We start from the raw sequence: 16314 nt of genomic DNA on the forward strand, positions 1-16314 counted from the left end.
ACTCAGGGCAAGGCGGGACAGGCGGGGGTTATGCAGGGTGTTAGACAGGATTTCTCCTTGTGTCTTCCACGAACGCCTACCGGGTTAGCTGACGGATTCGGGCCTGGAAGTCGCCCTACGGCGCGTTGGCGCGCCGATTCACCCCTGATCCCTGGGGAACTGGGATCGCTGGGTCCCCGGCTCCGTGCCTCCTGGCTGCACGGATTCGGCAGGCCACCGCCCGATTCATGCTTTGGGGATATCGGCGGCGACCTAGCGGATCTTTATCTGGCTCACATCGGGGGGGACCGATGCGGGGTCCGCGGTGGACATGGCTTGTGCGCCGCGACGACGCCAGAAGCTACGCCGAAAAGTCACGGAACGGCAAAGCCCGCGTCATCTTGTAAAGATCAGACAGAGGTGTCAGTCAATATCGAAACCCCTGCTGGAACACCAGGTTCCGTTATGAAAATGTGACCCTGCTCACACTTCTCTCCGGCCCCGTTTGTCAGGTCCCAAATGTCGCGTTTGTCACATCTGTCGCGGCAAAAACGTGAGCCACGTCACTGGGAGCGCTCCCGGATGTTGCGAGACGCACTACTATCTGGCATAGTAGATTTTGGCTGGGAAACCGAAAACCGGCCGCGGAGCGTCCGTAAAGACGCTCACACGGCCGGCCGGAGACCGTATAAGAGGCTAGGGGCGGACCGCGCCGACCAGCGTGCCGCCGTACGCCGACAGTTTGACGACCTTGACGACGTCACCCGTCTGCGGCGCGTGAACGATCTGCCCGTTACCCGCGTAGATACTGACGTGCCCCAGGCCGGAGCTGAAAATGAGATCGCCGGGCTGCAGGTCCTTGATCTCGACCTTGCGGCGCGCGCCCCAGGCCCACTGCTGCCACGTCGTGCGCGGCAGGCTCACCCCGGCGGCCCGCCAGGCGGCCTGCGTGAGCCCCGAGCAGTCGTAGCCGCGCGGCCCCGTGCCTCCGAAGATGTACGGCTTGCCCACCTGCGCGTACGCGAACCGCAGCACCGCCGCCGCGCTCCCCGACGCGGGGCCGGTGTATTTGATGCCCCCGCTGTTCGGATTGCCGGGGTTGTAGGCCCCCAGCCGGTCGAGGAGCTTCTTCTGCTGGGTGATGAGCTTGCGGACCTCCGCCCGCTCCTTCTCCACCTCGTCGCGTTCCTTGTCGGCCTTCGCCAGGGCCGTCTCGGCCTTGTCGCGCTCGGCCTTCAGCCCGCGGTTCTCGCGGTCGAACGCCGCCAGCTTCCCGGCCCGCTCCTGCGAGAGCTGCCCGGCCAGCGCCATTCCCGCGAGCATGTCGCCGGGGTTGTCCGCCCCGACCATGCCCGGCCATGAGGCGACGTCCCCGCCGAGCTGGTAGGCGTTGACGGCCATGTCGACCACCTGGGTGCGCAGGGCCGCGACGGTCTCCAGCTTGCGCTTGTAGGTGTCGTTCAGCTTCGCGTAGGAGGCCTTGGCGTCCTTGAGGCGCTCGGTCGCCGTGTTGTACCGGTCGACGACCTTGTCGGCCTTGTCGTTGAGCTTCTCCAGCTTGGCTTTGGCCTGCCTCAGCGTCGGCCGAGGATCAGCGACGGCGGCTCCCATGGGCGATATGACCAGCCCGAACGCGATTCCCGCGGCCATCGGCACCCGGCCAAACCTCACTGTGTCGCCTCCCAGGGATGATATCTGGGGCGAAATAGTACAGAAGAGGCCGGTGAGGTTCACCTAAAGTGCCAATTCGTAATTTATGCCCGGCCCAGCCTGCGCAGCAGCAAACCAGACGGAACCGGTCTGGCTCCCATCCGCCTGACCGACTCGGCCACCTCGCGGTCGGACGACACCACGGCCATGGCCCGGCCGGGCGGCTCGGCGCGGACGAGCTGGCGGATGAGATCGTCGGCGATCTCGCCCGGCGCGCTGAACAGCACGCGCACCCCGCGCGGCGCCACGACCTGCACGGGGGCGTTGAGCTCGGCGCCGTCGAACACCACGGTCACCTCGACCCTGGTCTGCGCCACCAGCCCGCCGAGCGCGGTCATCAGCCGGTTGCGCTGGTCGGCGAGGGTCATGGTGCCGTAGCCGGTCTTGGTGACGTTGTAGCCGTCGATGATCAGGTGCACCTGCGGCAGCGCCAGGAGCTGGTCGAGGAGCTGCGGGTCGTCGTCGGCGAGGGCGCGGGCGGGCACCTGGCCCACGCCGGGGCGCTCGCCGGTGATCGCGGCGACCGAGTCGGCCGGACGGCTGATCATGGTGGGCAGGGCCAGCTCGCGGCGGAGCCCGGCCGAGGCGTCCTGCAGCGCGTCGAGCAGCACCCGGACGCGGGCGTCCTCGATGCTCCTGCCCTCGCGGGCGGCCCGGCGTGAGGCTTCGAGCTGTTTCTCCACATCGGCCAGCCGCTCGCGCAGCCGCCGCAGCTCCGACTCGCCGGCGCTGCCCGCGACCGTGGCGGCCGACTTGGCCTCCTCCGCCGCGTGCTCCATCTCCTCGGCCCGCCGGACCGCGGCCTTGGCCCGCTCGCGGCTGTCGTGCAGCTTGCGGCGCAGGTCGGAGTTCTCCACCCGGGCGGCCTTGATCTGCTCGCGCAGCCGCTCGGCCTCCTCCTTGGCGGCGCTCTTCTGGGCGGCGAGCTGCTCGCGCAGCCGCGCGACCGCCTCCTCGCGCTCGGAGCCCTCGGCGGCCACCGCCGACTGCTCCAGGTCGGTGCGGGCGGCCTCGATGATCTCCGCCCAGCCGGGCGGCCGGGTGAGGTAGGCGGCGGCGGCCACGAGCACGGGGTCGGCGGCCGGCGGCACATTGCCCTCGGCCAGCGCGCTGACCAGCTCGGGCCAGCCGGCGGCGACCGACTCGGCGACCAGCTCGCGGAACTTCTTGTCGTTCTCCAACTGCGCCGCGATGGGGGCGCCGCCCAGTTTGGCGCGTTTGCGGGGGTCGAACTTGGCGATTCCGCGCAGCGGCGGCGGCACGGAGACAGCGGGCATCGTCCCGAGAACCTGAGACGCCAGATCCACGACGTTGAGCCGCACCTGCTCGGGAAGCGGGCGAGACAGGCCTTCACCCGCTGAACTCATCCCACTTGTCCCTTCGTGACATGCCCTTTCAGACAAGGGTACGGCTGTTGCGTACCTGTCCGTAACGGCCACCCGGTGATGGACAAGCGCTTGCTAGGGGGTATACGACTGTCGAAGGGCACATGAACCCCCGGGAGGTCCACGGTGACCGAGCAGATGCGCACCTCCACACGTGACCTGGAAGAACTGCGCGAACGTGCGACGGCGTGGCTCCGCGGCAGGGTCGGCGAGGACGCTTCTGTGTCCGAGATGTCCAGACCGTCGGAAAACGGCATGTCGAGCGAGACCCTGTTCTTCACCGCCACCTGGAGTGAGGGGGAAAAACGCTGCGTGGCCAGGCTCGCGCCCGCGGTGGAAGCCGTTCCCGTCTTCCCTTCGTACGACCTGCGCGCCCAGTTCGAAATCATGCGGCTGGCCAGGGAAAAAGCTGGAATCCCAGCGCCACGGGCCCTCTGGTTCGAGCCCGACGCCGGACCGCTCGGCACGCCGTTCTTCGTCATGGAGCGGGCGGAGGGCGAGGTGCCGCCGGACGTGATGCCGTACACGTTCGGGGGATGGCTGCACGACGCCTCCCCCGAGGACCAGCGCCGGCTGCAGGACGCGAGCGTGGGGATCGTGGCGGCGCTGCACCAGGCCGCGTTCACCCCGGCGGAGCTGACCCCGTTCGGCGCCCCCGGGCTGCGCGCGCACGTCGAGGCCCAGCGCGCCTACTACACGTGGGCGCACGGCGAGCGGCCCATCCCGGTGCTGGAACGGGCCTTCGCCTGGCTGGAGGAACACTGGCCGGACGACCCCGGCCCCGACGTGCTCACCTGGGGCGACGCCAGGATCGGCAACATGATGTTCCAGGACTTCGCGCCGGTGGCGGTGCTCGACTGGGAGATGGCCGCCGTGGGGCCGCGCGAGCTGGACCTGTCCTGGATGATCTTCCTGCACCGCTTCTTCCAGGACATCACGACCAGCGCGGGCCTGCCCGGCATGCCCGGCTTCATGCGCGGCGAGGACGTCTGCCGGAAATATCAGGAACTGACCGGCTATCAGCCGCGCGACATGGACTTCTACGAGATGTACGCCGCGCTACGACACGGCATCATCATGGCCAGGGTGTGGCAGCGCAGGATCCACTTCGGCGAACAGCCCAGGCCGGATGATCCGGACGACCTCGTGCTGCACCGCGCCACCATCGAGGAGTTGCTCGCCCACTACGATCCGGCATCGTAGACCAGCAGCGCCACCTGGACCCGGTTGTTGAGGTCGAGCTTGGTGAGGATCCGGGAGACGTGCGCCTTGACCGTGGGCACGCTCATGAACAGCTCCCGCCCGATCTCGGCGTTCGACCTGCCCCGGCCGACGGCCAGCGCGACCTCGCGCTCCCGCTCGCTGAGCCGTCCGAGCAGCTTCCCGGCCCGCTCGGTACGCTCCCCCGCCCCGCCGTCGGACACATGCGTGATGAGCTGCCGCGTCACCACCGGCGACAGGATCGGCTCCCCCGCGGCCACCTTCCTGATCGCCTGCACCAGGTCGCCCGGCGCGATGTCCTTCAGCAGGAACCCGGCCGCCCCGGCCCGCAGCGCCCGCAGCACCTGCGCGTCGGCGTGGAACGTGGTCAGCACCACCACCTCGGGCGGTGCGGACGTGCGGCGCAGCGTCTCGGTGGCGGTGAGGCCGTCGATGCCGGGCATGCGGATGTCCATCAGCACCACGTCGGGCCGGTGCTCGGCCACCAGGGGCGGCACCTCGGCCCCATCACCGGCCTCGGCCACGATCCGCAGGTCGGCCACGCCACCGAGGATCATCGACAACCCGGCCCTGACCATCGCGTCGTCATCGACGATGAGCACCTTGATGGGCCCGTCGCTGGAACTGTCACCGGGCCTGTCCATGGGGCCGTCGCTGGATGTGGTCACTGGTCGTCCTCCCGAGTCGTCTCCACCGGCCACGGTAGCCAGGCGCGCACCACGAACTCCCCCTCCGGTGTCGCGCCGTGCTGGAGCCGCCCGCCCGACAGCTCCGCGCGCTCCGTGAGCCCGATGAGCCCGGCCCCGGCTCCGGGCAGGCGGGCGCCGTGACGGGCCCACCCAGGCACCCACAGGGGGTTGCGCACCTCCACCGACAGCTCCTTGCCGCGCGTCCCGGTCACCGTGACCGTCACCGGCGCCCCGCCCGCGTGTTTGCGCGCGTTGGTGAGCGCCTCCTGGACGATGCGGTAGAGGTTGCGTCCCAGCCCCTCGGGAGCGCCATCGGCCCGCAGGTCGAGCCGTACCTCCATGCCGGCCTGCCGGCACTCCTCGACCAGCGTGGGCAGATCGGCGAGCGTGGGCTGGGGCCGGTCGGGCACCGGGTTCTCGCCGGACGGGTCCGCGTGCCGCAGCACGCCGATGACCTCGCGCAGGTCCTGCAGCGCCAGGTGCGCGTTGGTCCTGATGGCCCCGGCCGCCCTGGTGATCTCCGCGGGCGGCGCGTCGGGCCGGAACTCCAGCGCGCCCGCGTGCAGGCTGAGCATCGAGATGCGGTGTGCCAGCACGTCGTGCATCTCCCTGGCGATGCGCTCGCGTTCGAGCCGCTTGGCCTCCTCGGCGGCGCTGTCGGCGCGCTGCCGCAGCGACCACACGAGCTGCCGCCTGGCCCGGACCACGATGCCCCAGGCGAAGACGGTCAGCACGATGGTGACGCTGAACGCCGCCATCCACGACCGGCTCATGTCGTCCTGCGGCCGCAGGATGATGAACGGCACCACCGTGACCAGGTTGAGCAGCACGACCGGCCCCGAGATCTTGAACGGCCGGTGCACCGCCACCGTGAACAGCCCGACCACCGCCGCCCCGCCGGGCATCTCCAGGTAGGACGAGAGCAGGGTGGTCACCACCGCCAGCCCGACCGGCCACCGGCGCCGCAGCCACACCGCCGCGCAGCACAGCGCCCCCACCACCTGCTCCAGGGCCATCAACGGGTCGGGCGGCTTGGGCGCCATCTCGATCAGCGTCAGCAGCGTCAGGGCGCAGGCGAGCAGGAACATGACGGTGTCGACGAACCAGTCGCGCATCGAGCGCCGCACCCGGCCGCCCTCGCGGGCGTCGCCGAGCAGCACGGACGGCAGCGCCCACCCGAGCTCGTGGCCGCCGTCCCGCCGCAGTTCCGTCACATTCATCGAGGTTAGGCCCTGCCAAGGGTACGGCGACAGCGACCAAAGTCGGTGTCGGCCGAGACCTAGGACCGACGCGGCGGGCACCGGCGCCCGGACACGCTGGATCCATGAGAACGACGTTGACGATATTCGGCTGGCTGCTGCTCGTGCAGGGCGTCGGCGGCCTGGTGAACACCCTGCTGGGGTTCTGGCGGTGGGCGCACGACCTGCTCGTGGTCAACCTGCTGCCCTTCCTGGAGGGATATGAGGTGTTCGCGGCCATCGTGATCGGCGTTCTCGGCCTGGCGCTGCTCGCCATCGCCGACTCGATGGGCAAGCAGGCGAACAAGCAGGGAGGCGAGCAGTGAGCGAGACCAGGTTGCGCCCGCCGCGTAATCAGGCGGATCCCCGGGCGGTCCCGTGGTGGACGGTGCAGTGGCTGATCCTCATGGTGCCGGTGGCCGGGGGCTCCGTGGCGGCGTACTGGTTCCTCACGGAGCGGCCGCTCTGGCTGGGGGCCTTGGTGGCGGTGTTCGCGGCGGGGTGCCTGGTGCTGGCGGTGGTGGCGCCGCGGGCCTCGTACCGGGTGGAGCGGTGGGAGGTCACCGGCGAGGCGGTCTACACGCGCAAGGGGTGGCTGACGCACACCTGGCGGGTGGCGCCGATGTCGCGGATCCAACGGGTCGACACCGCGCGGGGGCCGGTGCAGCGACTCTTCGGGCTGTCCGACGTCACGGTGACCACCGCCTCGTCGGCCGGGGCCGTCAAGATCGAGGCCCTGGATCACGAGGTGGCCGCCGAGCTGGCCGAACGCCTGACCGCGATCACCCAGGCCACCCCCGGGGACGCGACATGAGCGACCAGTTCGTACAGAACCGGGGACGCGACATGATCCAGGACCACGGCGGGGCCGGCCAGGCGGCCGGCGATGGCTGGCGGGGGCTGACGCGGCGGAGTCTGTGGGCCTCCGGGGTGAAGTCGCTGGCGCTCGTGGCGGGGGCCGCGGCCGGGCTGGTGCGCTTCCTGAGCGGCCGCGACTGGCCGGTCGGCGGCATCGTGGCGGTCTGCGCGGCGGCGGCCGTGCTGATCGTGGCCGCCGTGCTGGTCTACGACCTGCTCAGGCTGCGCGCGACCCGCTGGCGGCTGACGCCCGACCGCCTCGAACTGGTCTCGGGCATCACCACCCGCCAGCACCGCTCGATCCCGCGCGACCGGGTGCGCAGCGTGGACCTGCGGGCCGATCCGATCTGCCGCGCGTTCGGCCTGACCGTGGTCAAGGTGGGCACGGGCGAGCACGCGGGCGACGGGACCGAGGTCGTCCTCGACCCGATGACCAGGCACGAGGCCGAGGGCCTGCGCCGTACGCTGCTGCGCGAGGAGGGCCCGGCCGCCGGGGAGGACGGGCCGCTGGCGGAGCTGCGGTGGTCGTGGATCAGGTACGCGCCGCTGTCGGTGTGGACGTTCACCGGGGCCGCGGTCGTGCTCGGCGTGCTCTACAAGGCGCTCGAACCGCTGGGGCTCAAGCGGTTCGCCACCCGGCTGGCGACCGGCGTGTGGGAGTGGGTGGTGGCGCAGCCGATGCTCGCGATCCCGCTGCTGCTCGCCGCCAACCTGCTGGTGGGCGTGCTCGGCTCGGCCCTGCTGTTCGCCGAGTCGTGGGGCCGCTACCGGCTCGAACGCGAGCCCGGCCGGCTCCGGCTGCGCCGCGGCCTGCTGACGACCCGGTCGCTGACGATGGAGGAGCGCCGGTTGCGCGGGGTGGAGATCAGCGAGCCACTGCTGCTGCGGCTGGCCGGTGGCGCCCGGCTCAAGGCCATCGCCACGGGGCTGGGCAAGGCGTCCGGCAACGAGACCGAGGACGTGGCCGCGCTCACCCCGCCGGTCCCCCGCGCGCTGGCCACCCGGCTCGCCGCCGCGATCGCGGGAGCGGGCGTGCCCGCGCTGACGGCGCACCCGGCCGCGGCCAGGCGCCGACGCCTGATACGGGCGCTGGTGACCGCCGCGATCCTGGCCGCCGGTGCCGCGATCGCGACGGCTCTGGCGCCGTGGGGCTGGGTCCGGGCGTGGGCGTGGGTGGTGCCGGTCGTGGCGCTGTTCGCCGGGCTGTGGGCGGCCGTGGCGGGCGCCGCGAGCCTGGGGCACGCGCTGGGCGGGCGGCACCTGGTCGGTAGGAAGGGCGCCGTGGTGCGGCGGACCGTCGCGCTCGACCGCAGGGGCGTCTCGGGCTGGACGATCACCGAGTCGTACTTCCAGCGCCGCGCCGGGCTGCTCACGGTCTCCGCGACGACCGCCGCCGGCAAGGGGCACTACGACGTGGTGGACGTGGGCCGTGGTGACGGTCTTGAGCTGGCCGCGGCGGCCGTACCAGGGCTTCTGGAGCCGTTCCTGATGCGGGAAAAGCAAGGAGCCGCGTGATCCCCCACGGTTTGCCCATGCCCCTGTACTGGACAAACGTGATCACGCGGCTCAACTGCTTGCTGTAATAACCGTATTTGTCACACTTGCAAGCGGCTTGCAGCCCCTTTAACCGTTGGCCTGGATCATCAGTCAGGGAGATGATCCACGCCGTGGGCCTTGGACCGGCACTCGCCTTCCGAGCCCTGTGGCGCCGCACCGGCGGGGCCCACCGCAGCCCGTGGCCTCCGTTCCGGCCCGGCGGGCCGCCGTGGCCGGGGGCACGTCCCTGGCCGCGCTGCCCGGCTCCTCGGGGCCGCGGGTGTGGCCGCGCGGCGATCGCCTCCCCGTCACGGTCGAACACGACCTGCCGCGCCGGCGGGCCGACGAGAACGCGGGCACGACCGACGGGACGTTCTCGATCACCGCGGTCGGCGACCAGACGCCCCCACACCTACGAGCCCGAACAGGCGGCCATCTCCGCCGGGCCCATCGGCGGGAAGGTCGTGCCGAACCTGGACAACGGCTTTGCCTCCTCCGTCCGCAGTCGTGTGGCGCTGCTGCTGGCGTCGGCGCCGGCGTTCGGGCGTGCCGTGCTCGCGCTCCTGCTCGAACAGCTGATCACGATGGCCGCCGGCACGCTGGCGGGCTAGCAGGCCCGCCAGCGAGCAGCCCGGGCCTCGCTGGGGCGGATCCCGCGGTTCACCGAGCCGCCGGTCACGCCGCCGAATGCCGCACGACAGCGCGGTGGCGCCCGTCGCGGCCGTCATCGGCACCGCCCCGCTGGTCAGCCTGCCGGCCGCGGCGCTGGTGCCGGAGCCGCCGCTGCGCGGGCCCGGGTGGGACGCCTGCGGGACGCCCCGTCCTAGCTGCCGACCGGCTGCTTGGCGAGCACTTCGAGGTAGGCCCTCGCCAGGTCGAGAGCGCCGTCCGTCGCCTCCTTCTCGGCCATGAGCTTCACCTTGGACGAGTTCGTCGCCTCGCCGTCGGGCCGCTGGTGGCCGGAGTAGTCGATCCGGACGACCAGCGAGCCCTTCTGCATGAGCACGGTGCCGTTGGAGGCGTGCACGTCGCCGCGCGTGGTCTTCACGAGCTGCCGGTACGCCGCCTCGCCCATCCCCTTGAGGTCGGTCACCGGGCCCCAGTCGATGCCGCCGAGCTCGGAGTCGGCCATGTTCTTGTCGCTGCCGCGCTCGGTCACGTAGTAGGACTTGGCCGCGGGCGCGTCGGCGGTGCCCGCCCGGTTCGTGAACCGGTGCACGGTGATCATCGCGCTGCGGATCTTGGTGATGCCCTCGCCGCCCGGCAGCTTGAGGTTGAGCCAGCGGCACTCCGTCTGGTCGTCGCCGCCGACCGCGGTGCCCCGCGCGCGCGTGGTCGGCTCGGGGACCAGCCGCGTGGCCGTCTCGGTCAGGGCGCTGCACTCGCCGGGGAAGGCGGCCAGCACGGTCGGGGAGGGCGTCGGCTGGGCGCTGGGCGCCACGGTGGGCGACGCGGACGCCGACGGTGCCGGCTGGGCCAGCACGCCGGGATTGCGCGCCTGCCAGTCGGCCGCGCCCTTGGTGAAGTGCTTGATCAGGCCGCTGACCTCGCGGATGGCGTTGGTCTCGTTGATCGCCTGCATGGTGTCGTTGCTCATGATCTGAGCGTCCTTGCGCTGCTGGCCCGCCTGGAACTTGACCTTGATCGTCATGTCGCCGACCCGGGCGTAGGCCTGGCCGTAGGCGTACCAGAGGAGCTTGCCGCCGCGGCGGAAGGTGTATTGGGCGAAGGCGCTGTCGCCGGCGCCCGGGATGTCCGTGACCTTGGAGATGTGCTGCCTGTCGCCGGGGTCGAGCGACGGCTTGGCGGTGGCGCCGTACTGGCCGCTGCGGTGCTCGGCCTCGAACGAGGTCTGGGCCATCGCCCGGCCGGTCTTGGCGCCTTCGCCCCGGTATTGGTCGATCTTGACGTCGATCTCCCTGGTACGCCAGAACTCGCCGAACGAGATGCGCTGGTTGGTCCAGTTGCAGCCGAAGATGACCGCGTATTCGGAGTCTCGGGAGGACGGGCCGACCTTGGCGTCGGGCACCAGCCGGTCGGCCTCCTCCTCGGGCAGCATGGAGCACACGTCGGGGGCCTTCGCGACGGCCCCGGGACGGCCGGACGCCGAACCGGACGCCACGGGGGGCGCGCCGGTGGTGCCGGAGATCTTCCCGTAGACGAGGTAGGCGCCCACCCCGCCGGCCGCGACGAGCACGACGAGGGCCGCGGCCAGCGTGGGCAGGAGCCAGGACGGCCGCCCCTTCGGGCGCGGGGGCGGCGGCATCGGGGGCAGCGTGGGCGGCAGGGTCGGGGGGAAGGAGGGCGGCATGCCCGGCCGCTCGAACTGCCCGCCCGGCCTCTGGTAGGGGTTCGTGGGCGGTTCGTACTCGCTACCGGGATTCACGGAGACTCCTGGGGTTGCCCTGACTTGCGGGGAAACATGCTAGTCATGCCCCTTGCAAAGCGCTTGCATCGCTCATTTCGACAGTGCCCCGGAGACCAGGCGGGCGGCGGCGATGGCCGTCTCCTTGTCCGCCTTGGCGGTGGCGGGCATGTCGGTGCGCTGCCAGACCACTTCGCCCAGCAGATTACTCGTACGGAAAAGCAGCGTGCTGGTGGATGTGCCGCTTTTGCTCGAAGTCATCGCGAGCTTGAAGGAGCTCTGCACGATCGCCGACTCCCCGACCTGCGCCACGTCGCTGACCGACCCGTGCGCCTCGCGCATGTTGGTGCCCTGGGCGGCGGCGCGGCTGGTCTTCTCGCTGGCGAAGCGGCGCTTGGCCACCTCGACACCGCCGAAGTCGCCGTTGGGACGCTCGGCCCAGGCGCGCACGACGAGACGGCGTACGGCGCCCGCGCCCGCGTCCAGCTTGACGACCAGCTGGCACTCGTCGGTCCTGGTGCGGGTGCGTTCGATGGGGCCGTCCATGAACTCGGCGGCCTGGGTGTCGCTGAGGAGCTTGCACGGGTCGGGCGCCTGGGCGAACCTGCCCATCGGCGGTCCCTGGCCGGCGAGGGCGCCGATGGCGTACCAGCCGCCCGCGCCCAGCGCCACCACGGCGGCGAGGGCGGCCGGCAGCAGCCAGCCACGGCGCTTGCCCGGCAGCCGGTGGCGCCGCCCTGGATCCGTCTCCGGGCCGGTCAGGTTGATCAGGGATTGCCGGACCTGCGCCGCCGTGGGGCGGGCCGCGGGGTCCTTGGCGAGCATGGCCATCAGCAGCGCGCCGAAGACGCGCCCGGCCCTGGCCGGGTAGGGCGGCTCGTGCAGCAGCACGGCGGCCGCCACCGCGGCGGGCAGCGCCCGCTCGAACGGCCCACGGCCCTCCACCGCGGTGTAGAGGCTGGCGCCGAGCGACCACAGGTCGGAGGAGGGCCCCGAGGGCTCCTCGTTGAGCCGTTCCGGGGCCATGTAGCCGGGTGAGCCGGCACCGCCGTAGCTGTGGCCGTGCGCGTTCATCGGCACGGCGATGCCGAAGTCGGTGAGCATCGCCGAGCCGTCGGCGTCGAGCAGGATGTTGGCCGGTTTGACGTCCTGGTGCAGCATGCCGTGCGCGTGCGCGACCTCCAGCGCCGACAGCACCCGCAGCCCGATCCCGGCCACGTAGCCGGGGGGCAGCGGCCCGCCCTCCTTGATGACCTTGTCCAGGGAGCGGCCGGTGACCAGGTCCATGATGATCCACGGCTGGTGGCCTTCGAGGACGACGTCGTGCACGAGCACGATGGCCTGGTCGCGCAGCCGGCCCGCGGACCTGGCCTCGTGGATGGCCCGGTCGACGAACTCCGCGCGCTGGTGCGGGCTCAGGGCGTCGGGGACGCGTACCTGCTTGACCGCGACCTGCCGGTCGAGGATCTCGTCGATCGCCCGCCACACGGTGCCCGCGCCGCCCTGTCCGAGGCGCTCGATCAGCCGGTAGCGGCCCGCGAGCAGATAGAGGTCATCCGGCATTGCGCAACGCCTGCTCGCTCGTCTGCGCGGCCTTCAGCGCCGACCGCCTGACGTCCTCGTCGGTCGGCTTGACGGCCAGCGTGGTGTATTCGACCTTCACCACCAGGTTGGCCAGCCGGTAGAAGATGTGGGCCGAGTGGACGCGGCCGGTGTCGCCGGTCAGCTCGAAGGCGAACGCCTCCTCGCCGACGCCGGTGATCGGCCGGACGGCGGTGCGCTTGGCCTTCCTCGTGTCCTTGACGCCGATCTCGGGCCACGTCCAGTCGATGTCATCGTATTTGGCCCAGTAGCGCTTCTGGTTCTGGAACAGCTTGCCTGCCGAGGCCGTGGTCATCGACCACGGGTCGACGGTGTCGGAGTCCTTCTGCACCTGCAGGCCCACGCCGGTGCCGGAGATCAGCGGCCAGCCGCACTTGGGGCCCTCGTCGTCGGAGCCCGGCTGCGGCTTCGGCGGCTGCGCGACGCGCAGCAGCAGGCCCGCCTCCTCGGCGCTGATCAGCTTGCACACGTCCAGGGGCACGGTGAACGCCTCCGGAGTGCCGCCGCCCTGGTTCCGCAGGAACAGGAAACCGGCCGTGCCGGCCGCGAGGGCGAGCACCGTGCCGGCGGCGATCCAGATCGCGGCCCGGCCGCGACGGCCGGTCCTGCCCGGCGCGGTCACGTCCTGGGTGGCGGGCAGCCGTGGCAGCGGCCCGCCGGCGGCCACCTGCCGCAGCGCCTGGAGGACCGCGCGCGCGTCGAGCCGGGCGCCCGGGTGGTGCGCCATCATCGCGCCCAGCAGCGGCCCGAGCGGCCCCGGGGCGACCGGCACCGGCTCCAGCAGCGTGGCGCGCACCCGCTGCGCCGCCGACCCCTCGTAGGCCGGCGCGCCGGTCAGCGCGACGTAGAGCGTGGCGCCGAGGGACCACAGGTCGCTGGCCGGGCCGCCGGGCTGGCCTTCGAGCCGCTCGGGCGCGATGAACCCGGGCGAGCCGATCATCAGCCCCTGCTCGGTGAGCGTGGCCTGGCCCTCCTGCCTGGCGATGCCGAAGTCGGTGAGCACCACCCGGCCGCTCTCGGTCAGGAAGACGTTGCCCGGCTTGACGTCGCGGTGCTGCAGCCCCTGGGCGTGGGCGACGCTCAGCGCCTCCAGCACGTCGGCGCCGACCCGCGCGGCATAATCGGCCGGCATGGGACCGAACTCGCGCACCGTGTCGGCCAGCGTGCGGCCCCGCAGCAGCTCCATGACCAGCCACGGCCGCTCCTGCTCGACGACCACGTCGTGCAGGGCCACGATGCCGGGGTGGCGCAGGCGCGCGGTGGCCTGCGCCTCGCGCACCGCCCGTTTCACCGAGTCGGCCCGCTCCTTGGGCGACATGCCCTCGGGCAGCGTGAGCTCCTTGACCGCGACATCGCGATCAAGCATCTCATCCCTGGCCAGCCATACCTTTCCCATGCCACCGGCGCCCAGGGGGCGCAGCAGGGAGTAGCGGCCGGCAAGTCTTCCCGCGGACATAAAGGGAAGGGTAACCAAACTCCAAGTGGGGTGGAGACTCGTTCCTGTCGGTCCCCCTCTCTATGGTCTTGGTTCGTGGATCCGGTTCAAGGCACTCTCGACGAGCTCGGCACCCCGCTGAGCGACGTCACGTTCGTCGTGTTCGACCTCGAGACGACCGGCGGCTCGCCGGCCGAAGATTCGATCACCGAGATCGGCGCGGTCAAGGTGCGGGCGGGCGAGGTGCTCGGCGAGTTCTCCACCCTGGTCGATCCCGGCGGGCCGATCCCGCCGTTCATCTCGGTGCTGACCGGCATCACCGACGCCATGGTCGTGGCCGCGCCGAAGATCGGGGCGGTGCTGCCGAGCTTCCTGGAGTTCATCCGCGGCGCCACGCTGGTGGCGCACAACGCCGGCTTCGACACCCGCTTCGTCAAGGCCGCCTGCGCCGAGCACGGCTATCCCCCGCCGGCCAACCCGGTCGTCGACACCGTCGACCTGGCCCGGCGCGTGCTGACCCGCGACGAGACGCCCAACGCCAAGCTGGGCACGCTGGCCAGGTTCTTCCGCAGCCCCGTCGAGCCGTGCCACCGCGCCCTCCAGGACGCCAGGGCCACCGTCGACGTGCTCCACGGGCTGATCGAGCGGGCCGGGTCCTTCCAGGTGCACACGCTCGAAGAGCTCAAGTCGTTCGTCCGGGCCCCCACGCCCGTGCAGCAGGCCAAGCGGCACCTGGCCGAGTCGGTGCCCCACTCCCCCGGCGTCTACATGTTCGAGGACGAGCGCGGCGAGGTCCTCTACATCGGCAAGAGCACCAACCTGCGCAACCGGGTGCGCTCCTACTTCACCGCCGGCGAGACCAGGCCGCGCATCCGCGAGATGATCGGCATCGCCGAGCGGGTGCGCCACATCGTCTGCTCGACCGGGCTGGAGGCCGAGGTCAGGGAGCTGCGCCTGATCGGCGGCGCCAAACCGCGCTACAACCGGCGCTCACGCTTCCCCGAGAAGATGCTCTGGCTCAAGCTCACCACCGACCACTTCCCGCGCCTGTCGATCGTGCGCGAGCTCAAGGACGACGGCGCCACCTATCTCGGCCCCTTCACCAGCGCCCGGCTGGCCGACGACGCCCGCATCGCCCTGCACGAGGCCGTCCCGCTGCGCCAGTGCACCCAGCCGATCTCGCTGCGCACCACGCGGGCGCCCTGCGTGCTGCACGAGATGGGCCGCTGCGGCGCCCCCTGCGCGGGCAAGGAGAGCCCGGAGCGCTACGCGGCCCACGCCGAGAACGCCCGCCGCGCCATGACGCTCGACGCCTCGCCCGTCTTCACCGCCGTTTCCGCCCGCATGGAGCGTCTGTCGGTGGAGCAGCGCTACGAGGAGGCGTCGGTCGACCGCGACCGGCTGGCCTCGTTCGTCCGCACCGCGGCCCGCATGCAGCGCCTGAGCGCCATCACGCGCATCCCGCAGCTCGTGGCCGCCAGCCCGGCCTTCGGCGGCGGCTGGGACATCCACGTCGTTCGCTACGGGCGGCTGGCCGCGGCCGGCGTCATGCCGAAGGGCGCCCACCCGACCCCTTTCGTGGCCTCCCTCACGGCCACCGCCGAGGTCGTCCTGCCCGGGCCCGGCCCGGTCCACGCGGCCAGCGCGGAGGAGACGGAGTGCATCCTGCGCTGGCTGGAGTCGCCAGGGGTGCGCCTGGTGGAGGTGGACGGCGAGTGGAGCCTGCCCGCCCGGGGCGCCGCCCGCCACAAGGCCCGCATCGACCTGGCCTACCGGCAGCTCGATCAGCGTCGCGGACGAGAGGGGCGACCTTTGAGGTGAAACGATAGAGTTGATGCATGGTCACGGCTATCGTCCACATCAACGCAGAGGTAGACCGGATCCCGGAGGTCGCCCAGACGATCGCCGAGATCGACGGGGTCAGCGAGGTCTACTCCATCACCGGCGAATTCGACCTGATGGCCATGGTCAGGGTCGCCGCCTACGAGGAGATCGCCGAGGTCGTCCCGGGGCGCATCAACAAGGTCGCGGGCGTCCTGCACACCGAGACGCACATCGCCTTCCGCGCCTACTCCCGCCACGATCTCGACGCGGCCTTCTCCATCGGCTTCCCCGAGACCGACTGACACCCGGGTTCTGTCTTTTTCCCGAGACCGACCGACACCCGGGTTCTGTCTTCATCTTTTACGGCTCCGCCCAGGACACCCGCACGCGCCATAGACCGTTGCCGTCCATCATGGCCGGTCGTGAAGGCTCACGGGTCTCTCGCCGTGACGGAGCGCGTTCTTGACCCCGT

14 protein-coding genes and 1 riboswitch are annotated in these 16314 nt (G+C 71.5%); of the genes, 7 read left to right on the forward strand and 7 right to left on the reverse strand.

Annotated features, from left to right (window positions below):
- Window positions 1-58: 58 nt before the first annotated feature.
- A riboswitch (cyclic di-AMP (ydaO/yuaA leader) is annotated at window positions 59-221 on the reverse strand.
- Window positions 222-675: 454 nt separating this feature from the next.
- Window positions 676-1629: a C40 family peptidase gene (locus tag C4V41_RS21745; protein ID WP_235030291.1), complete on the reverse strand. Its 954-nt coding sequence runs from the start codon at window positions 1627-1629 to the stop codon at window positions 676-678.
- A 104-nt stretch (window positions 1630-1733) separates the two neighbouring features.
- Window positions 1734-2966, reverse strand: a complete 1233-nt coding sequence (locus C4V41_RS21750) for an NYN domain-containing protein (protein WP_235030292.1) — start codon at window positions 2964-2966, stop codon at window positions 1734-1736.
- A gap of 234 nt (window positions 2967-3200) precedes the next feature.
- Between C4V41_RS21750 and C4V41_RS21755 the strand changes: the two genes are divergently transcribed.
- On the forward strand, window positions 3201-4277 hold the full coding sequence (locus tag C4V41_RS21755) for a phosphotransferase family protein (RefSeq protein ID WP_103957721.1): 1077 nt from the start codon (window positions 3201-3203) through the stop codon (window positions 4275-4277).
- Here C4V41_RS21755 and C4V41_RS21760 read toward each other — a convergent pair.
- Window positions 4259-4939 (reverse strand): response regulator, encoded by a 681-nt coding sequence (locus C4V41_RS21760; RefSeq protein ID WP_103957951.1) that lies wholly within the window; start codon window positions 4937-4939, stop codon window positions 4259-4261. The two genes, C4V41_RS21755 and C4V41_RS21760, sit on opposite strands and share 19 nt — an antisense overlap.
- A 20-nt stretch (window positions 4940-4959) precedes the next feature.
- A complete protein-coding gene (locus C4V41_RS21765) occupies window positions 4960-6198 on the reverse strand; it encodes a sensor histidine kinase (RefSeq protein WP_235030293.1) in 1239 nt (412 codons plus the stop codon).
- 110 nt (window positions 6199-6308) lie between these two features.
- Here C4V41_RS21765 and C4V41_RS21770 point away from each other — a divergent pair, with 110 nt between their 5' ends.
- The 4 genes from C4V41_RS21770 to C4V41_RS61955 all read left to right on the forward strand — a co-directional run bounded on the left by C4V41_RS21770 (window position 6309) and on the right by C4V41_RS61955 (window position 9227).
- A complete protein-coding gene (locus tag C4V41_RS21770; protein WP_103957723.1) occupies window positions 6309-6548 on the forward strand; it encodes a hypothetical protein in 240 nt (79 codons plus the stop codon).
- Entirely contained in the window at window positions 6545-7036 is a 492-nt protein-coding gene (locus C4V41_RS21775; protein ID WP_235030294.1) for a PH domain-containing protein, read from the forward strand. Before C4V41_RS21770 ends, C4V41_RS21775 begins: the two co-directional genes overlap by 4 nt.
- Window positions 7033-8595 (forward strand): PH domain-containing protein, encoded by a 1563-nt coding sequence (locus tag C4V41_RS21780; protein ID WP_103957724.1) that lies wholly within the window; start codon window positions 7033-7035, stop codon window positions 8593-8595. The genes C4V41_RS21775 and C4V41_RS21780 overlap by 4 nt, the downstream gene beginning before the upstream one ends.
- A 485-nt stretch (window positions 8596-9080) precedes the next feature.
- The gene (locus tag C4V41_RS61955; protein ID WP_160150353.1) at window positions 9081-9227 is read left to right on the forward strand and encodes a hypothetical protein; all 147 of its coding nucleotides are present in this window, start codon (window positions 9081-9083) and stop codon (window positions 9225-9227) included.
- Between the two features lie 212 nt (window positions 9228-9439).
- On the opposite strand, the gene C4V41_RS21785 is transcribed toward C4V41_RS61955, so the two are convergent.
- The 3 genes from C4V41_RS21785 to C4V41_RS21795 form a co-directional block, all read right to left on the reverse strand.
- Complete coding sequence (locus C4V41_RS21785) at window positions 9440-11002, reverse strand: hypothetical protein (protein ID WP_103957725.1); 1563 nt, start codon at window positions 11000-11002, stop codon at window positions 9440-9442.
- Between the two features lie 72 nt (window positions 11003-11074).
- On the reverse strand, window positions 11075-12544 hold the full coding sequence (locus tag C4V41_RS21790) for a serine/threonine-protein kinase (RefSeq protein ID WP_103957726.1): 1470 nt from the start codon (window positions 12542-12544) through the stop codon (window positions 11075-11077).
- Window positions 12534-14039, reverse strand: a complete 1506-nt coding sequence (locus tag C4V41_RS21795; RefSeq protein ID WP_103957727.1) for a serine/threonine-protein kinase — start codon at window positions 14037-14039, stop codon at window positions 12534-12536. The genes C4V41_RS21790 and C4V41_RS21795 overlap by 11 nt, the downstream gene beginning before the upstream one ends.
- A 75-nt stretch (window positions 14040-14114) precedes the next feature.
- Here C4V41_RS21795 and C4V41_RS21800 point away from each other — a divergent pair, with 75 nt between their 5' ends.
- Together C4V41_RS21800 and C4V41_RS21805 are read left to right on the forward strand one after the other, a co-directional pair.
- The gene (locus C4V41_RS21800) at window positions 14115-15839 is read left to right on the forward strand and encodes a DEDD exonuclease domain-containing protein (RefSeq protein WP_103957728.1); all 1725 of its coding nucleotides are present in this window, start codon (window positions 14115-14117) and stop codon (window positions 15837-15839) included.
- Window positions 15840-15856: 17 nt separating this feature from the next.
- On the forward strand, window positions 15857-16144 hold the full coding sequence (locus tag C4V41_RS21805) for an Lrp/AsnC family transcriptional regulator (protein WP_103957729.1): 288 nt from the start codon (window positions 15857-15859) through the stop codon (window positions 16142-16144).
- The last annotated feature ends 170 nt before the right edge of the window (window positions 16145-16314 follow it).

This window comes from Nonomuraea solani, assembly GCF_900108335.1.
Lineage (GTDB): Bacteria > Actinomycetota > Actinomycetes > Streptosporangiales > Streptosporangiaceae > Nonomuraea > Nonomuraea solani.

What these genes read in the sequence shown, in the direction of transcription:
- C4V41_RS21745 (WP_235030291.1), bottom strand. Translation starts at nt 1,629, where the DNA reads ATGGCCGCGGGAATCGCGTTCGGGCTGGTCATATCGCCCATGGGAGCC.
- C4V41_RS21750 (WP_235030292.1), bottom strand. Translation starts at nt 2,966, where the DNA reads ATGCCCGCTGTCTCCGTGCCGCCGCCGCTGCGCGGAATCGCCAAGTTC.
- C4V41_RS21760 (WP_103957951.1), bottom strand. Translation starts at nt 4,939, where the DNA reads ATGGACAGGCCCGGTGACAGTTCCAGCGACGGGCCCATCAAGGTGCTC.
- C4V41_RS21770 (WP_103957723.1), top strand. Translation starts at nt 6,309, where the DNA reads ATGAGAACGACGTTGACGATATTCGGCTGGCTGCTGCTCGTGCAGGGC.
- C4V41_RS21780 (WP_103957724.1), top strand. Translation starts at nt 7,033, where the DNA reads ATGAGCGACCAGTTCGTACAGAACCGGGGACGCGACATGATCCAGGAC.
- C4V41_RS21790 (WP_103957726.1), bottom strand. Translation starts at nt 12,544, where the DNA reads ATGCCGGATGACCTCTATCTGCTCGCGGGCCGCTACCGGCTGATCGAG.
- C4V41_RS21795 (WP_103957727.1), bottom strand. Translation starts at nt 14,039, where the DNA reads ATGTCCGCGGGAAGACTTGCCGGCCGCTACTCCCTGCTGCGCCCCCTG.
- C4V41_RS21805 (WP_103957729.1), top strand. Translation starts at nt 15,857, where the DNA reads ATGGTCACGGCTATCGTCCACATCAACGCAGAGGTAGACCGGATCCCG.